Source organism: Pseudomonas sp. AC255 (assembly GCF_979258175.1).
The window spans coordinates 1,820,981-1,836,933 of sequence record NZ_OZ409841.1; the positions used below are offsets into that span (position 1 = coordinate 1,820,981).

Annotated in this window: 19 protein-coding genes; 9 read left to right on the forward strand and 10 right to left on the reverse strand. The window is 59.7% G+C overall.

The annotated features are described in order from the left end of the window. The first annotated feature begins 332 nt into the window (after window positions 1–332). The 4 genes from ACZZ0K_RS08495 (at window position 333) to ACZZ0K_RS08510 (ending at window position 2,671) form a co-directional block, all read left to right on the forward strand. Window positions 333–803 (forward strand): hypothetical protein, encoded by a 471-nt coding sequence (locus ACZZ0K_RS08495; RefSeq protein WP_039763128.1) that lies wholly within the window; start codon window positions 333–335, stop codon window positions 801–803. Beyond that, window positions 800–991 carry a hypothetical protein gene (locus ACZZ0K_RS08500; protein WP_258706834.1) on the forward strand — a complete coding sequence of 64 codons (192 nt, stop codon included), beginning with the start codon at window positions 800–802 and terminating at the stop codon, window positions 989–991. Before ACZZ0K_RS08495 ends, ACZZ0K_RS08500 begins: the two co-directional genes overlap by 4 nt. 131 nt (window positions 992–1,122) lie before the next feature. Beyond that, window positions 1,123–2,139, forward strand: a complete 1,017-nt coding sequence (locus tag ACZZ0K_RS08505; RefSeq protein ID WP_252878435.1) for an ABC transporter substrate-binding protein — start codon at window positions 1,123–1,125, stop codon at window positions 2,137–2,139. A 91-nt stretch (window positions 2,140–2,230) separates the two neighbouring features. Then, the gene (locus tag ACZZ0K_RS08510; protein ID WP_252876479.1) at window positions 2,231–2,671 is read left to right on the forward strand and encodes a DUF3995 domain-containing protein; all 441 of its coding nucleotides are present in this window, start codon (window positions 2,231–2,233) and stop codon (window positions 2,669–2,671) included. A 114-nt stretch (window positions 2,672–2,785) separates the two neighbouring features. On the opposite strand, the gene ACZZ0K_RS08515 is transcribed toward ACZZ0K_RS08510, so the two are convergent. From ACZZ0K_RS08515 to ACZZ0K_RS08540, 6 genes are read right to left on the reverse strand one after another with little or no spacing between them, the layout of a single operon-like run. After that, on the reverse strand, window positions 2,786–3,148 hold the full coding sequence (locus ACZZ0K_RS08515; protein ID WP_041480808.1) for a Na+/H+ antiporter subunit G: 363 nt from the start codon (window positions 3,146–3,148) through the stop codon (window positions 2,786–2,788). Beyond that, window positions 3,145–3,423, reverse strand: coding sequence for a K+/H+ antiporter subunit F (locus tag ACZZ0K_RS08520; protein ID WP_041480807.1), 279 nt, complete (start codon window positions 3,421–3,423; stop codon window positions 3,145–3,147). The genes ACZZ0K_RS08515 and ACZZ0K_RS08520 overlap by 4 nt, the downstream gene beginning before the upstream one ends. Then, window positions 3,420–3,908, reverse strand: coding sequence for a Na+/H+ antiporter subunit E (locus ACZZ0K_RS08525; RefSeq protein ID WP_041480806.1), 489 nt, complete (start codon window positions 3,906–3,908; stop codon window positions 3,420–3,422). Before ACZZ0K_RS08525 ends, ACZZ0K_RS08520 begins: the two co-directional genes overlap by 4 nt. Then, window positions 3,905–5,584, reverse strand: coding sequence for a monovalent cation/H+ antiporter subunit D (locus ACZZ0K_RS08530; RefSeq protein ID WP_095180236.1), 1,680 nt, complete (start codon window positions 5,582–5,584; stop codon window positions 3,905–3,907). The genes ACZZ0K_RS08525 and ACZZ0K_RS08530 overlap by 4 nt, the downstream gene beginning before the upstream one ends. After that, window positions 5,581–5,925 (reverse strand): Na+/H+ antiporter subunit C, encoded by a 345-nt coding sequence (locus ACZZ0K_RS08535; RefSeq protein ID WP_016775082.1) that lies wholly within the window; start codon window positions 5,923–5,925, stop codon window positions 5,581–5,583. The genes ACZZ0K_RS08530 and ACZZ0K_RS08535 overlap by 4 nt, the downstream gene beginning before the upstream one ends. Further along, window positions 5,925–8,843, reverse strand: coding sequence for a monovalent cation/H+ antiporter subunit A (locus tag ACZZ0K_RS08540; RefSeq protein ID WP_258706833.1), 2,919 nt, complete (start codon window positions 8,841–8,843; stop codon window positions 5,925–5,927). The genes ACZZ0K_RS08535 and ACZZ0K_RS08540 overlap by 1 nt, the downstream gene beginning before the upstream one ends. 335 nt (window positions 8,844–9,178) lie before the next feature. On the opposite strand from ACZZ0K_RS08540, the gene ACZZ0K_RS08545 reads away from it, so the two are divergent. Further along, a complete protein-coding gene (locus ACZZ0K_RS08545) occupies window positions 9,179–9,538 on the forward strand; it encodes a hypothetical protein (RefSeq protein WP_252878434.1) in 360 nt (119 codons plus the stop codon). A gap of 93 nt (window positions 9,539–9,631) precedes the next feature. Here the strand turns inward: ACZZ0K_RS08545 and ACZZ0K_RS08550 are convergent, their stop codons facing one another. Continuing rightward, complete coding sequence (locus tag ACZZ0K_RS08550) at window positions 9,632–10,576, reverse strand: DMT family transporter (RefSeq protein WP_150741035.1); 945 nt, start codon at window positions 10,574–10,576, stop codon at window positions 9,632–9,634. Window positions 10,577–10,661: 85 nt separating this feature from the next. Here ACZZ0K_RS08550 and ACZZ0K_RS08555 point away from each other — a divergent pair, with 85 nt between their 5' ends. Both ACZZ0K_RS08555 and ACZZ0K_RS08560 read left to right on the forward strand, forming a co-directional pair. Then, window positions 10,662–11,225, forward strand: coding sequence for a helix-turn-helix domain-containing protein (locus ACZZ0K_RS08555; RefSeq protein WP_041480799.1), 564 nt, complete (start codon window positions 10,662–10,664; stop codon window positions 11,223–11,225). Continuing rightward, window positions 11,226–12,629, forward strand: a complete 1,404-nt coding sequence (locus ACZZ0K_RS08560; protein ID WP_463559051.1) for an FAD/NAD(P)-binding protein — start codon at window positions 11,226–11,228, stop codon at window positions 12,627–12,629. A 202-nt stretch (window positions 12,630–12,831) separates the two neighbouring features. On the opposite strand, the gene ppnN is transcribed toward ACZZ0K_RS08560, so the two are convergent. Continuing rightward, the gene (gene ppnN, locus ACZZ0K_RS08565) at window positions 12,832–14,205 is read right to left on the reverse strand and encodes a nucleotide 5'-monophosphate nucleosidase PpnN (protein WP_056789275.1); all 1,374 of its coding nucleotides are present in this window, start codon (window positions 14,203–14,205) and stop codon (window positions 12,832–12,834) included. 222 nt (window positions 14,206–14,427) lie between these two features. Here ppnN and ACZZ0K_RS08570 point away from each other — a divergent pair, with 222 nt between their 5' ends. After that, window positions 14,428–14,955 (forward strand): DUF3087 domain-containing protein, encoded by a 528-nt coding sequence (locus tag ACZZ0K_RS08570; protein ID WP_150741034.1) that lies wholly within the window; start codon window positions 14,428–14,430, stop codon window positions 14,953–14,955. Here ACZZ0K_RS08570 and ACZZ0K_RS08575 read toward each other — a convergent pair. Then, the gene (locus ACZZ0K_RS08575; protein WP_041480792.1) at window positions 14,952–15,338 is read right to left on the reverse strand and encodes a DUF2784 domain-containing protein; all 387 of its coding nucleotides are present in this window, start codon (window positions 15,336–15,338) and stop codon (window positions 14,952–14,954) included. The genes ACZZ0K_RS08570 and ACZZ0K_RS08575 overlap by 4 nt on opposite strands. A 129-nt stretch (window positions 15,339–15,467) precedes the next feature. Here ACZZ0K_RS08575 and ACZZ0K_RS08580 point away from each other — a divergent pair, with 129 nt between their 5' ends. Beyond that, window positions 15,468–15,611, forward strand: a complete 144-nt coding sequence (locus ACZZ0K_RS08580) for a hypothetical protein (protein WP_164488351.1) — start codon at window positions 15,468–15,470, stop codon at window positions 15,609–15,611. A 44-nt stretch (window positions 15,612–15,655) separates the two neighbouring features. On the opposite strand, the gene ACZZ0K_RS08585 is transcribed toward ACZZ0K_RS08580, so the two are convergent. Then, window positions 15,656–15,928: a hypothetical protein gene (locus tag ACZZ0K_RS08585; RefSeq protein ID WP_041480791.1), complete on the reverse strand. Its 273-nt coding sequence runs from the start codon at window positions 15,926–15,928 to the stop codon at window positions 15,656–15,658. Window positions 15,929–15,953: the final 25 nt, after the last annotated feature.

Below are 15,953 nucleotides of genomic sequence, written 5' to 3' on the forward strand. Positions count from 1 at the left end.
GCTCTAGAATCGCCAGTACCTGTTGACGACCGGGCTTATCTAAAGCAATTTTTCGCCAGCGATATGTCGGAAAAGTGCTTTTTTTCGTGAGAAATTTCCCTGAAGTTCGTAGTCAGAATTGCTCTAGTCGCACTTGAGGCGTTTTTCTTCAAGCTTTGGCGATTTCAGAGCAGGTTTCACTAATGACAATCCAGTAGTCTACGAACCTCGCGATTCAAGAGTGCTTTGCTCGCTTCGGGTGTTTGAATGTTTTTGCAGTTTTCATCGGCCTGGCCGTTTCTTTGCCGTGGGCGTTTTTCGCTGCGCGGTTTTTCAAATGTGGGGATGTTTCTTTGGCAGTCAGTAACCTCGATATGCATGCTTTGTTCGTGCTGGGTGATTTGCGTGCAAAGCTGGTCAAGCAATTCCAATCACGTTTTGTTTACATCACCGAGCAAAACGCCGAAGGCATTTACATCGCCGAAATCGACACCGAAAGTGCATTGGTAGTCGATGACAAACCGGGACTCAAACTCAAGGTTGGCGACCATTTCATCGCGTCAGTTTTGCCCAGCCGTGAAGGCGGCAAGATGGACATTCGTTTTCGCGACATCAAACTGACGGTCTACGGCCTGGGCGATTACGCCTTTGTCAGCACGGCCGACGGGCACGCGATCCTGTTCAAGGAAGGCCATAGCGTCGTCACCGTGTTCGCCGCCAATGAGCAGCTGCAGGAAGGTTTGACCAAAACTCTCAAAGCCGTCACTGCCAAAGCCGCCAAATGGCGCAAGGGCGAGCTGGTGACCTTCAAGGCCAGCGAGTGAAGCGCGCGGATTTCCATGCGCAAAACCTCGACAGCGCACGCGAAGACGCTCAGCGCTTGTTCGCCCGCAAGGCCGAACTGCAAGGTGCCTGGCTGAGTTGGGTAGCGTCGCAGCTCTATGCATTGCAACCGGCGGCATACGCCAGCATGGTCAGGCGTGAGCTGCAAAGCCTGCAGGAAAACTCTTAAACGTAACCTCGCGCACGGTAGACCCCGGAAAAAGCAGGAACCTCGGCTAAAGTCAGTTGACTGAGTCATTCAGAGGCTTGCGTTTCTGTCAGGCCAACTGCCATTGCTGTGAACAGCACGAGGTGAGATGCATGAACGGATTTCGACGGTTACTGGCCGCCAGCGTGGCCACCTTTGGTTTGCTGACGTCAGCGCAATCGCTGCAGGCGGCACAGGCGCCGATCCACTTTGCCGACCTGAACTGGGAAAGCGGCAGCCTGATCACCGAGGTGCTGCGGGTGATCGTCGAGAAAGGCTACGGCTTGCCGACCGATACCTTGCCGGGTACCACTATTACCCTTGAGACCGCGCTGGCCAACAATGACATCCAGGTGATTGGCGAGGAGTGGGCCGGGCGCAGTCCGGTCTGGGTCAAGGCCGAAGCCGAGGGCAAAGTGGTCGGCCTGGGCGATACGGTAAAAGGCGCCACTGAAGGCTGGTGGGTGCCGGAGTACGTGATCAAGGGCGATCCGGCCAAAGGCATCAAGCCGCTGGCGCCGGATCTGCGCAGTGTCACTGATCTGAAGAAATACAAGGACGTGTTCAAAGACCCGGAAAGCCCGGGCAAAGGGCGTTTCCTCAACAGCCCGATCGGCTGGACTTCGGAAGTGGTCAACAAGCAGAAGCTCACGGCGTATGGCTTGCAGGACGACTACACCAACTTCCGCAGCGGCTCCGGCGCTGCGCTGGATGCCGAGATCAGCTCTTCGATTCGTCGCGGCAAACCGGTGTTGTTCTATTACTGGTCGCCGACGCCGCTGCTTGGCAAATTCAAACTGGTGCAGCTGGAAGAGCCGCCGTTCGATGCCGAGGCGTGGAAGACGCTGACAGATGCCGATAATCCCAATCCGAAACCAACCCGCTCGCTGGCATCGAAGCTGTCGATTGGCGTGTCTACGCCGTTTCAAAAGCAGAACCCGCAAATTGCCGAATTCTTCAGCAAGGTCGATTTTCCCATCGAGCCACTGAACAAGGCACTGGCGGATATGAGTGACAAGCACACCGCGCCTCGTGAGGCGGCGGTCGCGTTCATGAAAGCGCATCCGGACGTGTGGCAGGCCTGGTTACCCAAGAATGTGGCTGACAAGGTGACGGCTGATCTGAAATAACGCGGTCAACGCAGCGTACCGCCGACCGGTCGTGCAGGGGCAAAAATCCGACTAGGATGGTTTGTTCAAATCCCTTTGAAGGATTTCAACCATGACCTTTGTGTTGGCTCAATGGCTGGTGACTGTGTTCGCAGCAATCGGCCTGATGCACGTGTATTGGGCGTTGGGTGGGCAATGGGCGGCTGCGGTGGTGGTGCCGCAGGTGCCGGTGTCGGGCTTCGTGGCCTCGGTACGCCCGGCCTTCAAGCCCTCAGGCTGGCTGACGCTGGCAGTCGCCGCTGCGCTGCTGGTGATTGCGGCCCTGGTTTGCATGCGAGTGGGTTGGGGCGTGCCGGCGGTGCAGCACAAGGCACTGCAATGGGTGATCAGCGCAATTGCGTTGTTGATGTTCGCCCGAGCGATCGGTGATTCGAACCTGGTCGGATTTTTCAAGGAAGTGAAGGATTCGCGATTCGCGCGGCTCGATACCTGGGTGTATTCGCCGTTGTGTGCGCTGCTGGGGGCGGGGTTGTTGGCGGTGGCTTGGGTTTGAGCTGATCCGGAATTGGCGACGCCCCGACTGGCCTCTTCGCGAGCAGGCTCGCTCCCACTTGGGAGAGCGGATTCCTGGTGTAGCGATGGCGCCATCACAGGCGCCACATGATCATCAGTTACCACTTTCAGTCTGACGACTGCTCACCTCTGCCGGCACATCATCCCCGGCCATCCGCTTGCGGAACAACGCCGCCCGCGCCAGCAGCAGGGTGGTCACTGGCACGGTGATCGCCAACAGAACCGGAATCAGCCAAGCATGCACCACTGGCCCGGACTTCAGCGCTGAAAAGCAAATGATCGACGCCAGTGCCACACACCAGGCACCGATTGTCGAGGCCAGCGCTGGCGGGTGCATACGCTGGAAGTAATCCTTCATGCGCAGCAATCCGGTTGCGCCCAGCAGGGTAAACACGCCGCTGAGCACCAGCAGGACCGCCACCGGAATCTCGACCCACAAAGACAATTCGGCATTCATTCGATCACCTCGCCACGCAGCAGGAATTTCGCCAGGGCAAACGAGCCGACGAAGCCGAACAGCGCAATCAGCAGCGCCGCTTCAAAGTAGGTATCACTGGCGTAGCGAATGCCCAGGGTCAGCATCATCAGCATGGCGACGATGTACAGGTAATCCAGCGCCAGTACCCGATCCTGAGCTGACGGGCCTTTGAACAGACGCACCAGCGTCAGCGTCATCGCCACGCAGTACAGAAACAGCGTGAGCAGAATCGCATTCGACAGCAATGGGCTCATTCGAAAATCTCCATCAACGGTCGCTCGTAGGTGCTTTTGAAGTGCTCGATAAACTGCGCCTCGTCGTGCAGGTCCCAGACGTGCAGCAACAGAACGCTGCGGTCCAGCGCCAGCTCCGACCATACGGTGCCGGGCACCACGGTGCAGATCATCGCCAGTGCCGCCAGACCATGAGCATCGCGCAGATCCAGAGGCACCTTGATAAAGCATGAGTTGGGCGGGCGCCGTCCGGCGTTGAGTACGCCCCAGGCGACGATCAGGTTGGACATGATCACGTCACGACCGACCAGGAGAAACAGGCGCAGCACGGCCATCGGATTGCGAATGCGCGCACGTTTCGGCCGCAATTTGCGCATCATCAGCGGCGCGGCGAAACCCAGCGCGGCACCGAGCAGCAGATTGCCCGGGCTGACGGACAGGTTCAGGGTCAGCCACAAGACCCACAGCGCCAGCGATAACCACGGAGCCGGAAACAGTCGATTCATGGCTGCACCTCGAGCATGTCAGCTCTGGCTTGCGGACTCGGCACCGCACGTGTACCGAGAACTGCGAGCACATATTGCTGCGGATTGTTCAGCGCATCGGCCGTAGCCTGGGTGTAGCGCAACAGCGGTTCAGCCTTGAACGTCAGAACAATGCTCAGCCCGAGCAGCAGAAAAATCGGCGCGCATTCGAGTTTGCGCAGCAGTGGTGACGGGCGCTCCTCCGGCGTCCAGAAGCGCTGGATACCCAGGCGAGAGAAGGCCATGAGGGAGGCCAGGCCGGTCAGGATCAACAGGGCCAGCAATCCCCATGCGCCGGGAGGCAGCGGCGCCGCAGTGCCAAGTCCCGACGGGTTGAGCAATGCCCCGATCAGGCTGAGCTTGCCGATAAATCCGGAGAGCGGTGGCATGCCGATAATCAACAGCGCGCAGGCAATGAAGCTCAAACCGAGAAAGGCCATGGTCCACGGGATGACCTGACCGACCACGGCTTTCTGTTCGTCGTCGAGGTTGATGCCCTTGGGCGGTTGCAGCGATTCCTGCGGGCGCGGAAGCAGTTCGCTTTCGTCCTCCAGCGGAATTTCGTTGGCCGAGCGCGAGCGCTCGATCAGTTCGGCCAAGAGGAACAGCGCGCTCAGCGCCAGGGTCGAGCTGACCAGATAGAACAGCGCAGCGCCGATCAGGTTCGGCTGGGCGAAGCCGATCGCCGAGAGCAGGATCCCCGCCGACACCAGAATGCTCAGGCTGGCCATGCGCTCCAGGCGTTGCGCGGCGATAATCGCCAGCCCTGCGCAAGCCATGGTCGCCATGCCGCCGTAGATGAGCCAGTCGCCGCCGAAGAATGCCGAGGCGCCGGCCTGACCGGAAAACAGCAGCGTCCACAGGCGCAGCAGGGTGTAGACGCCGACCTTGGTCATGATCGCAAACATCGCCGCCACTGGCGCGCTGGCCGAGGAATAGGCCGGCACCAGCCAGAAGTTCAGCGGCCACATCCCGGCCTTGGCCAGAAACGCTACCGCTAGAATCCCCGCGCCAGCGTGCAGCAGACCACGATCGGCTTCCGGCACCAGCGGGATTTTCATCGCCAGATCGGCCATGTTCAGCGTGCCGGTCACCCCGTAGATCAATGCAGCGCCGATCAAAAACAGTGACGATGCCAACAGGTTGATCGAAATGTAATGCAACCCCGACGACACCCGCGCCCGGCCCGAGCCGTGGAGCAACAAACCGTAGGATGCCGCGAGCAACACTTCGAAGAATACGAACAGGTTGAACAGATCCGCCGTCAGGAACGCGCCATACAGGCCCATCAGCTGGATCTGGAACAGAGCGTGAAAGCTTGAACCGGCGCCGTCCCAGCGGGCCATGGCAAACAGCAACGCGCTGACGCCGATAACGCCGGTCAGCACCAGCATCAGTGCCGACAGGCGATCAACCACCAGAACGATGCCAAACGGTGCCTGCCAGTTGCCCGGCAGGTACACGCCGATGGAGCCGGGTACGCCGGTGGTCTGCGTCCATTGCAGCAGCATCACTGAAATGAACAGGCCGAGGAGGCTGGAGAACAGGTTGATTTTCGCCTTCAGCGGCCGATGCTTTTCGCCCAGCATCAGCATGATTGCGGCGGTCAGCAGCGGCAGCAGGATCGGTGCGGCGATCAGGTGAGTCATCGCCATCATTCTTTAGGCTCCCGGCCGTCGACATGGTCGGTGCCGGTCAAGCCGCGCGAGGCGAGCAATACGACGAGGAACAGCGCGGTCATGGCGAAGCTGATGACGATCGCCGTCAGTACCAGCGCCTGGGGCAGCGGGTCGGTGTAATGCAGCAGATCCTGGGTCACGCCGTCCTTGATCACCGGCTCCTTGCCGATGAACAGGCTGCCCATGCTGAAAATGAACAGGTTGACCGCATACGACAATAGACACAGGCCCATGACCACCTGAAAGGTACGCGGGCGCAGGATCAGCCAGACCCCGGAGGCGGCGAGAATGCCGATGGCGATTGCGATGACTTCTTCCATCAGACGGCTCCTTTGCTGGCGACGGACTTGGGCAGCGAGGCCGTCTTGTGGCCGCGCACCGATTGGTGGGCGAGGGCGGTGAGAATCAGCAGCGTCGACCCGACCACTACGGCATATACACCGATGTCGAAGAACAGCGCACTGGCGATATGGATATCGCCCAGCAACGGCACGCTGATGTGCCAGGTGTGAGTGGTGAGGAACGGATAGCCGACCAGCATCGCACCGAGGCCGGTGGCGGTGGCGAACAGCAGACCGGTGCCCATCCAGCGCAATGGACGCAGGCTCATTTGCGCCTCGACCCACTGCGTGCCGGCAACCATGTATTGCAGGATAAAGGCCACCGACATCACCAGCCCGGCGACAAAACCGCCGCCCGGCTGATTGTGCCCACGCATGAACAGATAGAACGACACCACCAGTGCGACAGGCAGCAGCAGGCGCACCAGCACTGCCGGCACCATCATGAAGCCGAGCGCGGTGTCGCTGGCCGAACGCGGGTTGACCAGATCGGTGACCACGTCCGGTGCCAGCAGGCGTTGCTGCGCCGGCAACTGCAGGCTTTCCTTCGGCGGGCGGAAGCGGCGCAGCAGGGCGAACACGGTGAGCGCCACGGCGACCAGCACGGTGATTTCACCGAGGGTGTCGAAGCCACGGAAGTCCACCAGCATCACGTTGACGACGTTGCTGCCGCCGCCCTCGGGCAGGGCGCGACTGAGGTAGAAAGAGGAAATATGGTTCGGCGTCTGCCGGGTGAGCATGGCGTAGGACAACAGCGCCATCCCCGCACCGACCGCAATCGACAGCAGCAAGTCGCGCAGACGACGGGTACGCGCCTTGCGCAGGCTGCCTGGCAGTGGTGAGACCTCTTCGATGCGTCGTGGCAACCAGCGCAGACCAAGCAGGATCAACACCGTGGTCACCACTTCGACCGCCAGTTGCGTCAGCGCCAGATCAGGCGCGGAGAACCAGACGAAGGTCACGCAGGTCATCAGGCCACAGACGCTGACCATGGTCAGTGCAGCGAGACGGTGATATTTGGCCTGCCATGCGGCGCCGAGCGCACAGGCGATCGCCAACAGCCACAGGGTCACGAAGACGATGGAACCAGGTATTTTCGGCCGGTCGCCCCAGGTCAGCGTGCTGTGCAGCATCGGGATCAGACCGGCGAGCACGGCGGCCGAAACCATCAGGAACAGCTGCATCTGCAAGCGCTTGGTGCCGAGGCGCCGCTCGACGCGCCGGGCGATGCGCATCATCACGACCAGACTGCGCTCGAACAAACGCTTGCCGTTGAAGCGGCCGACCAGCGGCGGATACTTGAAATGGCCGAGCTTGAACTGCTTGCGCAGCAGCAGATAGAGGATGATGCCGCCGGACATGGCGATCAGGCTCATGATCATCGGTGCGTTCAAACCGTGCCAAATGGCCAGGCTGTATTCCGGCAACTCACCACCGACCACCGGCAGTGCCGCAGCGGCGAGTAATGGCCCGACGATCTGCGCCGGGAAAATCCCCACCAGCAGACAGGTGAAGACCAGCAACTCGACCGGGGCGCGCATCCAGCGCGGCGGCTCGTGCGGCGTGTGTGGCAGGTCAGTGGCGGTGGGGCCGAAGAACACGTCGACGGTGAAACGCAGGGAATAGGCAACGCTGAACATGCCGGCGATGGTCGCGACGATTGGCAGACTGGTCTCGACCCACGCGGTGGCGTTGATGAACACGGTTTCGGCGAAGAACATTTCTTTCGACAGGAAACCGTTGAGCAGCGGCACGCCGGCCATTGAGGCACTGGCGACCATGGCCAGCGTCGCCGTATAGGGAATCAGTTTGATCAGACCGCTGAGCTTGCGGATATCACGGGTGCCGCTTTCGTGGTCGATGATGCCGGCGGCCATGAACAGCGAGGCTTTGAACGTCGCGTGGTTGAGAATGTGAAAAACTGCTGCCACTGCGGCCAGTGAACTATTGAGGCCCAGGAGCAAAGTGATCAGACCGAGATGGCTGATGGTCGAGTAGGCCAGCAAACCTTTGAGATCGTTCTGGAACATCGCGCAGTACGCGCCAAGCAATAGCGTACAGGCGCCCGCTCCGCTGACGATGTAGAACCATTCCTCACTGCCGGACAGCGACGGCCACAGACGTGCCAAAAGGAAAACCCCGGCCTTGACCATGGTCGCCGAGTGCAGATAGGCCGAGACGGGCGTCGGTGCCGCCATCGCGTGGGGCAGCCAGAAGTGAAACGGGAATTGCGCGCTTTTGCTCAGCGCGCCGATCAGGATGAGTGGCAAGAGAACAGGGTAGAGGGCATGTGCACGAATCAGATCGCCGGCGGCCAGGACCTTGTCCAGGTCATAGCTGCCGACGACATGGCCGAGAATCATGACCCCCGCCAGCAGACATAACCCGCCGGCACCGGTGACCATCAGCGCCATATAAGCCCCGCGCCGCGCATCGGCGCGGTGGTGCCAGTAGCCGATCAGCAGGAACGAGAAGAGGCTGGTCAGCTCCCAGAAGAACACGATCTGAATCAGGTTGCCGGAGATCACCAGCCCGAGCATGGCGCCCATGAACGCCAGAAAAAATGCGAAAAAGCGCGGCACCGGATCGTCCGGCGACATGTAATAACGGGCATATAAGGAGACAAGTGTGCCGATGCCGAGCACCAGCATCGAGAACAGCCAGGCGAAGCCGTCCATGCGCAAAATGAAGTTCAGCCCGAGGCTGGGCAACCACATGAATTCTTCGCGGATCACGCCACCGTGGGCGATTTGCGGGTACAGCATCGCGACCTGAACGGTGCCGATCAAAGCGACCAGACCCGCCAGCAGCGATTCGGCATTGCGCGCATTGTGCGGCAGCACCGCTGCCAGACAGCTGCCGATGAACGGCAGAAGCAGTAGAACTATCAGGGACATAGGCTTCTAATCTGCGGAAGTTTGTGAAGCATCATACGTGCCAGCTCCCTGATCACCAAACGCGAGGATGTCTCAGAATCCTACAAAGTAGTCTGGAATTTTGTGTTTGGCGTTGTTTCCGCTTGGCCAGACAACCGCAGAATCCAATTGCAAGGATGAAATCTCACTCAAAGGCGGCGTTTGGTTATCGACCGTTCATCGGGAAAAGCTCTTAACCTGTAATTTCTGACAGTAGACGGTCTTTTGTAATGCCGTTGTACTTGAGTTGCACCGAGGTGCATTGAACGGCCAGCCGGACGAGCGCGGGCCATACCAGGTACAAGGAGAGTTGGAAGATGCATATTCAAACAGAAGGGAAACGTACACTAAAAAAAGACCAATTGCAGCCGCCCCTCTTTTCTGAAGCAGTCGGGACTGTTATTTCCCGGGCAAAAATCAAGAATGGCGCTACGTTCGTGGTTCCTCCTATTTCTCAGGCAAAAGTCGGGGACATTCTCGACATCTATTCCGATACAGAAACAGGGCTCTGGTCGTCTCGTCTGCAACTCAGTGAGTTGCATCTGGGCAAGTCCTTGGAATTCAGAGTCCTGGCGTTTCACTTTGATGACACTGATTGGGCAAATGCGTATTACGTGTTGACCCAAGGAGGCGCACAGTTTGTCTCTGAAATGAGCCAGTATAAAGTGACGGATTGATCTGGAGCAGTCAGGTCGGTACCTCACTGTGAATTGTGAGCGCACCGGCCTGGCAGTTTGTACTGGGGCTGGTTTTGTGCCAGGCGTACACTTTCAGTCCCTACTGACCTCAGCTTCCTGGCCCTGATCCACGTCGGATGACACATCCTTACCCTTGGTCTTCAACTCACTGACAATCACCGCCGCAACAATCAACCCGGCCCCAACCAGTGCAATCGCCGGCAAGCGCTCTCCGGCAATCCGTCCGACAATCCCGGCCCACACCGGTTCACCGGCATAGATCAACGTCGCCCGAGTCGGCGAAACACTCTTCTGCGCCCAGTTCATCGCCACCTGAATCGCCGCACTTGCTGCGCCCAGACCCAAAGCGGTCACCAGCAACAACCAGGAAAATTCCGGAATCACTTCACCGGTCGGGACCACCAGCAAGAACGACAGCACCGCCGTCACCGCCAGTTGCACCACCGTCACCCGCCGCACATCAACCTGTCCGGCGAATGTGCTGATCAAAATGATCTCGGCAGCAATCGCAACGGCGCTGATCAATGTCGCGATTTCTCCGGGACTGAAATTCAACGCCGCCCCCGAGGGGCCGGACAACAACATCAGTCCGGCAAACGCCAGCATGATCCCGATACTTGGCATCAACCCCGGACGCCGTCCCAGCACCAGCCATTGCAGCAGCGGCACAAACGGTACATATAGCGCGGTAATGAACGCCGACTGACTGCTCGGAATACTTTGCAATCCGACCGTCTGCAGGCCGTAACCGAGCATGATCGCCACGCCGATGAACGACCCGGCCTTCACTTCGAACAAGGTCAGTTCGCGCAGATGACGCCAGGAGAACATCGCCACGATCGCCGCCGCGGCGGCAAAGCGCAGGCCGACAAAAAACATCGGGCCACTGACCGTCATGGCATGTTGCACAATCAGAAACGTGCCGCCCCAGATCATGGTGATCAGCACCAGCACGCACTCGGCTTTGCTGAAGCGGGAAAAGCGGATTCGGGACGCAGAATTGTTTGGCGACATCATGACCTTGCGCACATTAAAAGGGAGGCCGCACAATGCCGCCAACGTTGCGCAGTATACTGCCCAACCCCACCGAGTGAGCAATATAGTGCACAAAGATTCGACCCAGCGAGCCTCCGTCCTGCAACACGTCAGCCAGAACGTTCGACGCCTGCGCCATGCGGCGGATATGAGCCAGACCGCACTGGCGGAAAAGTCCGGGGTGAGCCGACGGATGCTGGTGGCGATCGAGGCAGGCGAAAAGAATGTCAGCCTGACCACGCTTGATCGCGTCGCCGAAGCGCTCGACGTTGCGTTCAGTGATCTGATCCAAGCGCACGATGCGCGCGACCCGAGCCGGATCAATGAGGTTGCCTGGGCGGGCACGATTCCCGGCAGCAGAGCCGTGCTACTGTCCAAAGCCACCGCGAGCCGCGAAGTCGAGCAATGGGAGTGGTGCCTGCAACCGGGCGAGGTTTATCCGTCGCAACCGGACGCCGATGGCTGGAGCGAGCAGATCTACGTATTTGAGGGTTGCCTGACGCTGATGCTCGGCGATCAGGCGCAGCACATCAATAAAGGAGAGTTTTTCATGTTCGCCAGCAATCAACCGCATGCCTACCGCAACGATGGCGATGTGGCTGCGCGGTTCGTGCGTAATGTGGTGATCTGAATGGAGCAGCCTGCGGACATTCTGATCATCGGCGGCGGCCTTAGCGGCACGATGCTGGCAGTGCAATTGCTCCGGTTGCCGGGGCAACGAAAGATTCTCATCATCGAGCCTCGCGCTGAACTGGGACGTGGTGAGGCTTACAGCGCAGTCGAGTTGGGGCATACGCTGAACGGCAACGCGGCGCGGATGAGCGTCGATCCGGATAATCCTGATGATCTGACGCAGTGGCTGACCGCGCATATTGCCGGCGGCGGCTGGCCGGAATCTGCCGAGCAGGACGTGCCGGTCAGTGAGCTGTTTCCGCCGCGCGGCCTGTTCGGGGTCTATGTGCAACAGCGTCTGGCTGAGGCCCGGGCGGTGGGCGCGCTGCAAGGTTCGACCGTTGAACATATTTGTGCTGAAGCCGTCGACCTGCAAAGCGATTCCGGCTCAATGCAGCTCACCTTGAGCGATGGCCGGATTTTGCGTGGATCGCAGGCGGTGCTGGCCACCGGCATGTTTCCCGCCGCTCGCACGCCGCAGACGCAATCCAGTGGCCTTAACGCCGCAGCGCTTGATCCCTGGGATGTGGCGGCCATGCGCGAACTCGACCCGCAGTCCACCGTGGTGATCATCGGCTCCGGTCTGACCATGGTCGATGCCGTGGTGTCGCTGGAGCAGGCCGGGCACCGTGGGCCGATCGAGGTATTCTCCCGGCATGGCCTGCTGCCGCACGTGCGCCGTCAACCGCCGGCCTGGGTGGATTTTCTGGCAGCAGATCACAGCATCCGCACGCCACGCCAGTTGGTGCGCGAATTGCGCCGACATTGTCGCGACGCAATCGCCCAAGGCATCGACTGGCAGGCGCCGCTGGATACGGTTCGCGCGCATATCGCGCGGTTGTGGAGTCAGGCGACTGACGTGCAACGTCGACAATTCGTACGGCATGTACGGCCATGGTGGGAGAGTCACCACCATCGTTCGCCGCCACTGAGTGCCGAGTTGATCGAACGGCTGCACAAGGAAGGACGCTTGCGCATTCACGCCGCGTCATTCAAGGGCATTGAGCCCGGCGCTGGCGATGCTGTGACCATTCGCATCCGTCCTCGGGGTGAGGCTGAAACATCTACTGTAAGTGGTGCGGCGCTGATCAACTCCAGCGGTATTGAATACGACTGGCGGCGAGTCGCACGACCGTTGCCACAGCAGTTGCTGGCGCGGGGGCTGGTGCGGCCGGGGCCGTCGGCGCTGGGGATCTCGGCAAAGGACGGCGCAGTGGTGGGTGCCGAAGGGCGGGTGAGTAGTCAGCTGTTTGCCATGGGCCCGCCGTTGCGCGGGATGTGGTGGGAGAGTACGGCAGTGACGGACGTCGCTGCGCAGGCTAAAGCGTTGGCTCGGCGGTTGGTGGATAGCCTGAGAGACTGATGTGTTTTTCTTGGGCCTCTTCGCGAGCAGGCTCGCTCCCACAATGGGATTCAGGTTGTTACTACAATTTGCGGCACACCATAAATCCTGTGGGAGCGAGCTTGCTCGCGAAAGCGTCATCTGATTCAACGTCTCTGTTGAATGAAAGACCGCTATCGCTGGCAAGCCAGCTCCCACATTGGGCTTTTGTGACGGCTTGAGATTATGCGACTACCCGGTAGCAAGGCACATACGCCGCGCCACCCGGAAGTTTCATCCGGTGCTGGGCGACGAAGGCTTTGAGCAGTGCATCAAGCGGCTGCATGATCGCCGCATCGCCACGGATCTGATACGGCCCGTGCTCTTCGATCAGACGAATGCCCTTGTCCTTGACGTTACCGGCGACGATCCCGGAAAACGCCCGACGCAGATTGGCCGCCAGTTCATGCGGTGGCTGGTCGCGGTGCAGTTTCAGGTTGGCCATGTTTTCGTGGGTCGGATCGAACGGACGCTGGAAGCCCTCATCGATCTTCAACAGCCAGTTGAAATGAAACGCATCGTTACGCTCGCGGCGGAACTGCTTCACCGCTTTCAAGCCTTGAGTCATCTGCCGCGCTACTTCGGCCGGATCATCGATGATGATCTCGTAATGCTGTTTGGCTTCTTCGCCGAGGGTCGCGATGACAAACGCATCCAGCTGTTCCAGATACGGCGCGGCATGCTTCGGCCCGGTGAGGATCACCGGGAACGGCAGACCTTCATTGTCCGGGTGCATCAGGATGCCGAGCAGGTACAGGAACTCTTCGGCCGTACCGGCGCCGCCCGGGAAAATGATGATGCCGTGGCCAACACGGACGAAGGCTTCCAGACGTTTTTCGATGTCCGGCAGGATCACCAGCTCATTGACGATCGGGTTCGGCGCTTCGGCGGCGATGATGCCTGGCTCGGTCAGGCCGAGGTAGCGACCGCCGTGAATGCGTTGTTTGGCATGGGCAATGGTCGCGCCCTTCATCGGGCCTTTCATCACGCCAGGGCCGCAACCAGTGCAGATGTCGAGGCTGCGCAGGCCCAGTTCGTGGCCGACTTTCTTGGTGTATTTGTATTCTTCGGTATTGATCGAGTGGCCGCCCCAGCACACCACGATCTTCGGCTCGACGCCCGGGCGCAGGGTGCGCGCGTTGCGCAGCAGGTGGAACACGTAGTCGCTGATGCCTTGGGAATTGCTCAGGTCGATGCGCTGGCTGTCGAGTTCGTTCTCGGTGTAGACGATGTCGCGCAGGGCGCTGAAGAGCATTTCGCGGGTGCTGGCGATCATCTCGCCGTCGACGAACGCGTCGGCCGGAGCGTTCAGCAGCTCCAGGCGTACGCCGCGATCCTGTTGGTGAATACGGATTTCGAAGTCCTTGTAGGCTTCGAGGATGGTCTTGGCATTGTCGACATGCGCGCCGGTGTTGAGGATGGCCAGGGCGCACTGGCGGAAGAGGGTATAAGTGCTGCCGGATCCGGCTTCGCTCAGTTGCTGGACTTCACGTTGAGAAAGGGTTTCCAGACTGCCTTTCGGGCTGACCGAGGCATTGATTACGTGTCGTTGGGTCATGCAGTGATCCTTAAAACGATGTCATCCACAACGCAGCGGATGGCATCCGAATAGTGTGTATCCATGAATGAAGATGGCACGATCTGCGCTATACCGCCATGTCCCGTTGGACTTTGAAAAGATGAAAAGGAGCCCCAGCATAGCTAAAACCCGGTGCGATGCGATAATGCGCCGGCGAGTTTTTTCCGTTGCGCGTTTTGTCACTCAAGGAAGTCATTTTCGATGTTCGAGATTCAGCCGATGGACCCCGCTACCTTTCGTCAGCAGACCCGCCGCAGCACGATCATCATCGCCGTGCTGTTTCTGCTGCTGGCCATGCTGTTTTCGTCTGTCGCGGTGGCGGTATTTGGCGAGCCCGATGGGGATAATCTGCGATTCAACGTGGGCGGGGTATTTGTGGCGTTTCTGCTGACGGCGGCGCTGTTGCGCGGACGTTTCTGGCATCAGACCTGGATGGCCCCGGCGGTGTACAGCTGGCGCCTCAAGCGCAATCTGATGAGCATCACCAATATGATGCATCAGGTAACAGCGGCGGCGCAGAACAACGATCCGACGGCGATGAAGGTGTTGCGTTTCTACCACTTGGGACTGCTGCAGATGCATGAGCTGGACGGCAACTCCAGCGATCATGGACAACTGCGTGACGAAGTCGCACAGCACAAGGCGCGGATGCAGGCGCTGGGCCTTGATCCTGACCAGCCACGCTTCGATCCGCAGTGGCTGGAAACGTTGAAACCGGCCTCGCGTTAAAACGGAATGCGCCGGGCCCGGCGCAGTTTCCACGAACGCAGCAGTCGTGCGTACACCAACAGGTTGACCGCCAGCACCACGCTGCCAAGTGCCAGTTGAATCTGCGGCGTCAGACCGGCCGGGTAGATGATCGGCCAGATGTAATGCTCAATGAAACCGCCGGCGTATTCGGTCTGCCCGGCCGCGTGGCGCATGAGGTTTTCCCAGTAGGTCAACGGACAGGTCAGGTGCAACACCTCGACCGCTACGCCCCAGGCAGCCGCCGGCAGGTGCAGCCACATCAACCGTGGCCAGCGCAGCACCAGCAGCCCGCCGAACAGTACGAACAAGATGAAACACAAGTGAAACAGCACCAGCCCGTCGGCGGCGATTCGGTACAGCATGGCGTCTTCCTGACGTAAGGGGAGATGGCGCTATGGTACGCCGCGCGGGACAAAATGCGTTGGTGAATCTGGGCGCGCAAAAGTGTTCTACCCTTTAACGATCATCAACTGTTCTGAGGTGAGGTGCACATGGCAACTGAGCAAACGCGCGCGGAAGATGATGAGCCAACGGAAGAAGAAATCGAGCAGCAGAAGAGGCAGGAAAAAACCTGGAAGCATGATGACAGCCGCGAGCTGTCGGACCGCGATCAGGAGCGTCCTCTGAAACCTTGAACAGCGCATACGAAGAGCCCCGCATCAGCGGGGCTCTTCGCGTTTCAGAAGTCTTCCAGCTGCGTGAAATCCGGGTAGGTCGCTCGATACCCCAACGTTCGATCGATCCACGCATTGAGCTCATTGACCATCACCGGCGGATGGCCGGGATATCCCTCGAGGGTGCTGCGCAGGGTGCGTTCGATATCGGGCACGCTGTGCAGGTTTCGGGTCTTGATGTAATGGCCGATAAAACAGTCGAGTTCCAGGCGTTCTGTCTTGGACAGATGGACACACTTCAGGCCGCTGACCTGTTTGATTGCAAAATCGTCGCTCACTTATTTCTCTGCAAGGCTTGAAAGT

Excerpts from the sequence above, each read along its gene's own strand:
- ACZZ0K_RS08535 (WP_016775082.1), bottom strand. The coding sequence starts at position 5,925 with ATGGAAGAAGTCATCGCAATCGCCATCGGCATTCTCGCCGCCTCCGGG.
- ACZZ0K_RS08515 (WP_041480808.1), bottom strand. The coding sequence starts at position 3,148 with ATGAATGCCGAATTGTCTTTGTGGGTCGAGATTCCGGTGGCGGTCCTG.
- ACZZ0K_RS08560 (WP_463559051.1), top strand. The coding sequence starts at position 11,226 with ATGGAGCAGCCTGCGGACATTCTGATCATCGGCGGCGGCCTTAGCGGC.
- ACZZ0K_RS08570 (WP_150741034.1), top strand. The coding sequence starts at position 14,428 with ATGTTCGAGATTCAGCCGATGGACCCCGCTACCTTTCGTCAGCAGACC.
- ppnN (WP_056789275.1), bottom strand. The coding sequence starts at position 14,205 with ATGACCCAACGACACGTAATCAATGCCTCGGTCAGCCCGAAAGGCAGT.
- ACZZ0K_RS08550 (WP_150741035.1), bottom strand. The coding sequence starts at position 10,576 with ATGATGTCGCCAAACAATTCTGCGTCCCGAATCCGCTTTTCCCGCTTC.
- ACZZ0K_RS08505 (WP_252878435.1), top strand. The coding sequence starts at position 1,123 with ATGAACGGATTTCGACGGTTACTGGCCGCCAGCGTGGCCACCTTTGGT.
- ACZZ0K_RS08510 (WP_252876479.1), top strand. The coding sequence starts at position 2,231 with ATGACCTTTGTGTTGGCTCAATGGCTGGTGACTGTGTTCGCAGCAATC.
- ACZZ0K_RS08545 (WP_252878434.1), top strand. The coding sequence starts at position 9,179 with ATGCATATTCAAACAGAAGGGAAACGTACACTAAAAAAAGACCAATTG.
- ACZZ0K_RS08525 (WP_041480806.1), bottom strand. The coding sequence starts at position 3,908 with ATGAATCGACTGTTTCCGGCTCCGTGGTTATCGCTGGCGCTGTGGGTC.
- ACZZ0K_RS08580 (WP_164488351.1), top strand. The coding sequence starts at position 15,468 with ATGGCAACTGAGCAAACGCGCGCGGAAGATGATGAGCCAACGGAAGAA.
- ACZZ0K_RS08530 (WP_095180236.1), bottom strand. The coding sequence starts at position 5,584 with ATGATGGCGATGACTCACCTGATCGCCGCACCGATCCTGCTGCCGCTG.
- ACZZ0K_RS08575 (WP_041480792.1), bottom strand. The coding sequence starts at position 15,338 with ATGCTGTACCGAATCGCCGCCGACGGGCTGGTGCTGTTTCACTTGTGT.
- ACZZ0K_RS08520 (WP_041480807.1), bottom strand. The coding sequence starts at position 3,423 with ATGAGCCCATTGCTGTCGAATGCGATTCTGCTCACGCTGTTTCTGTAC.
- ACZZ0K_RS08540 (WP_258706833.1), bottom strand. The coding sequence starts at position 8,843 with ATGTCCCTGATAGTTCTACTGCTTCTGCCGTTCATCGGCAGCTGTCTG.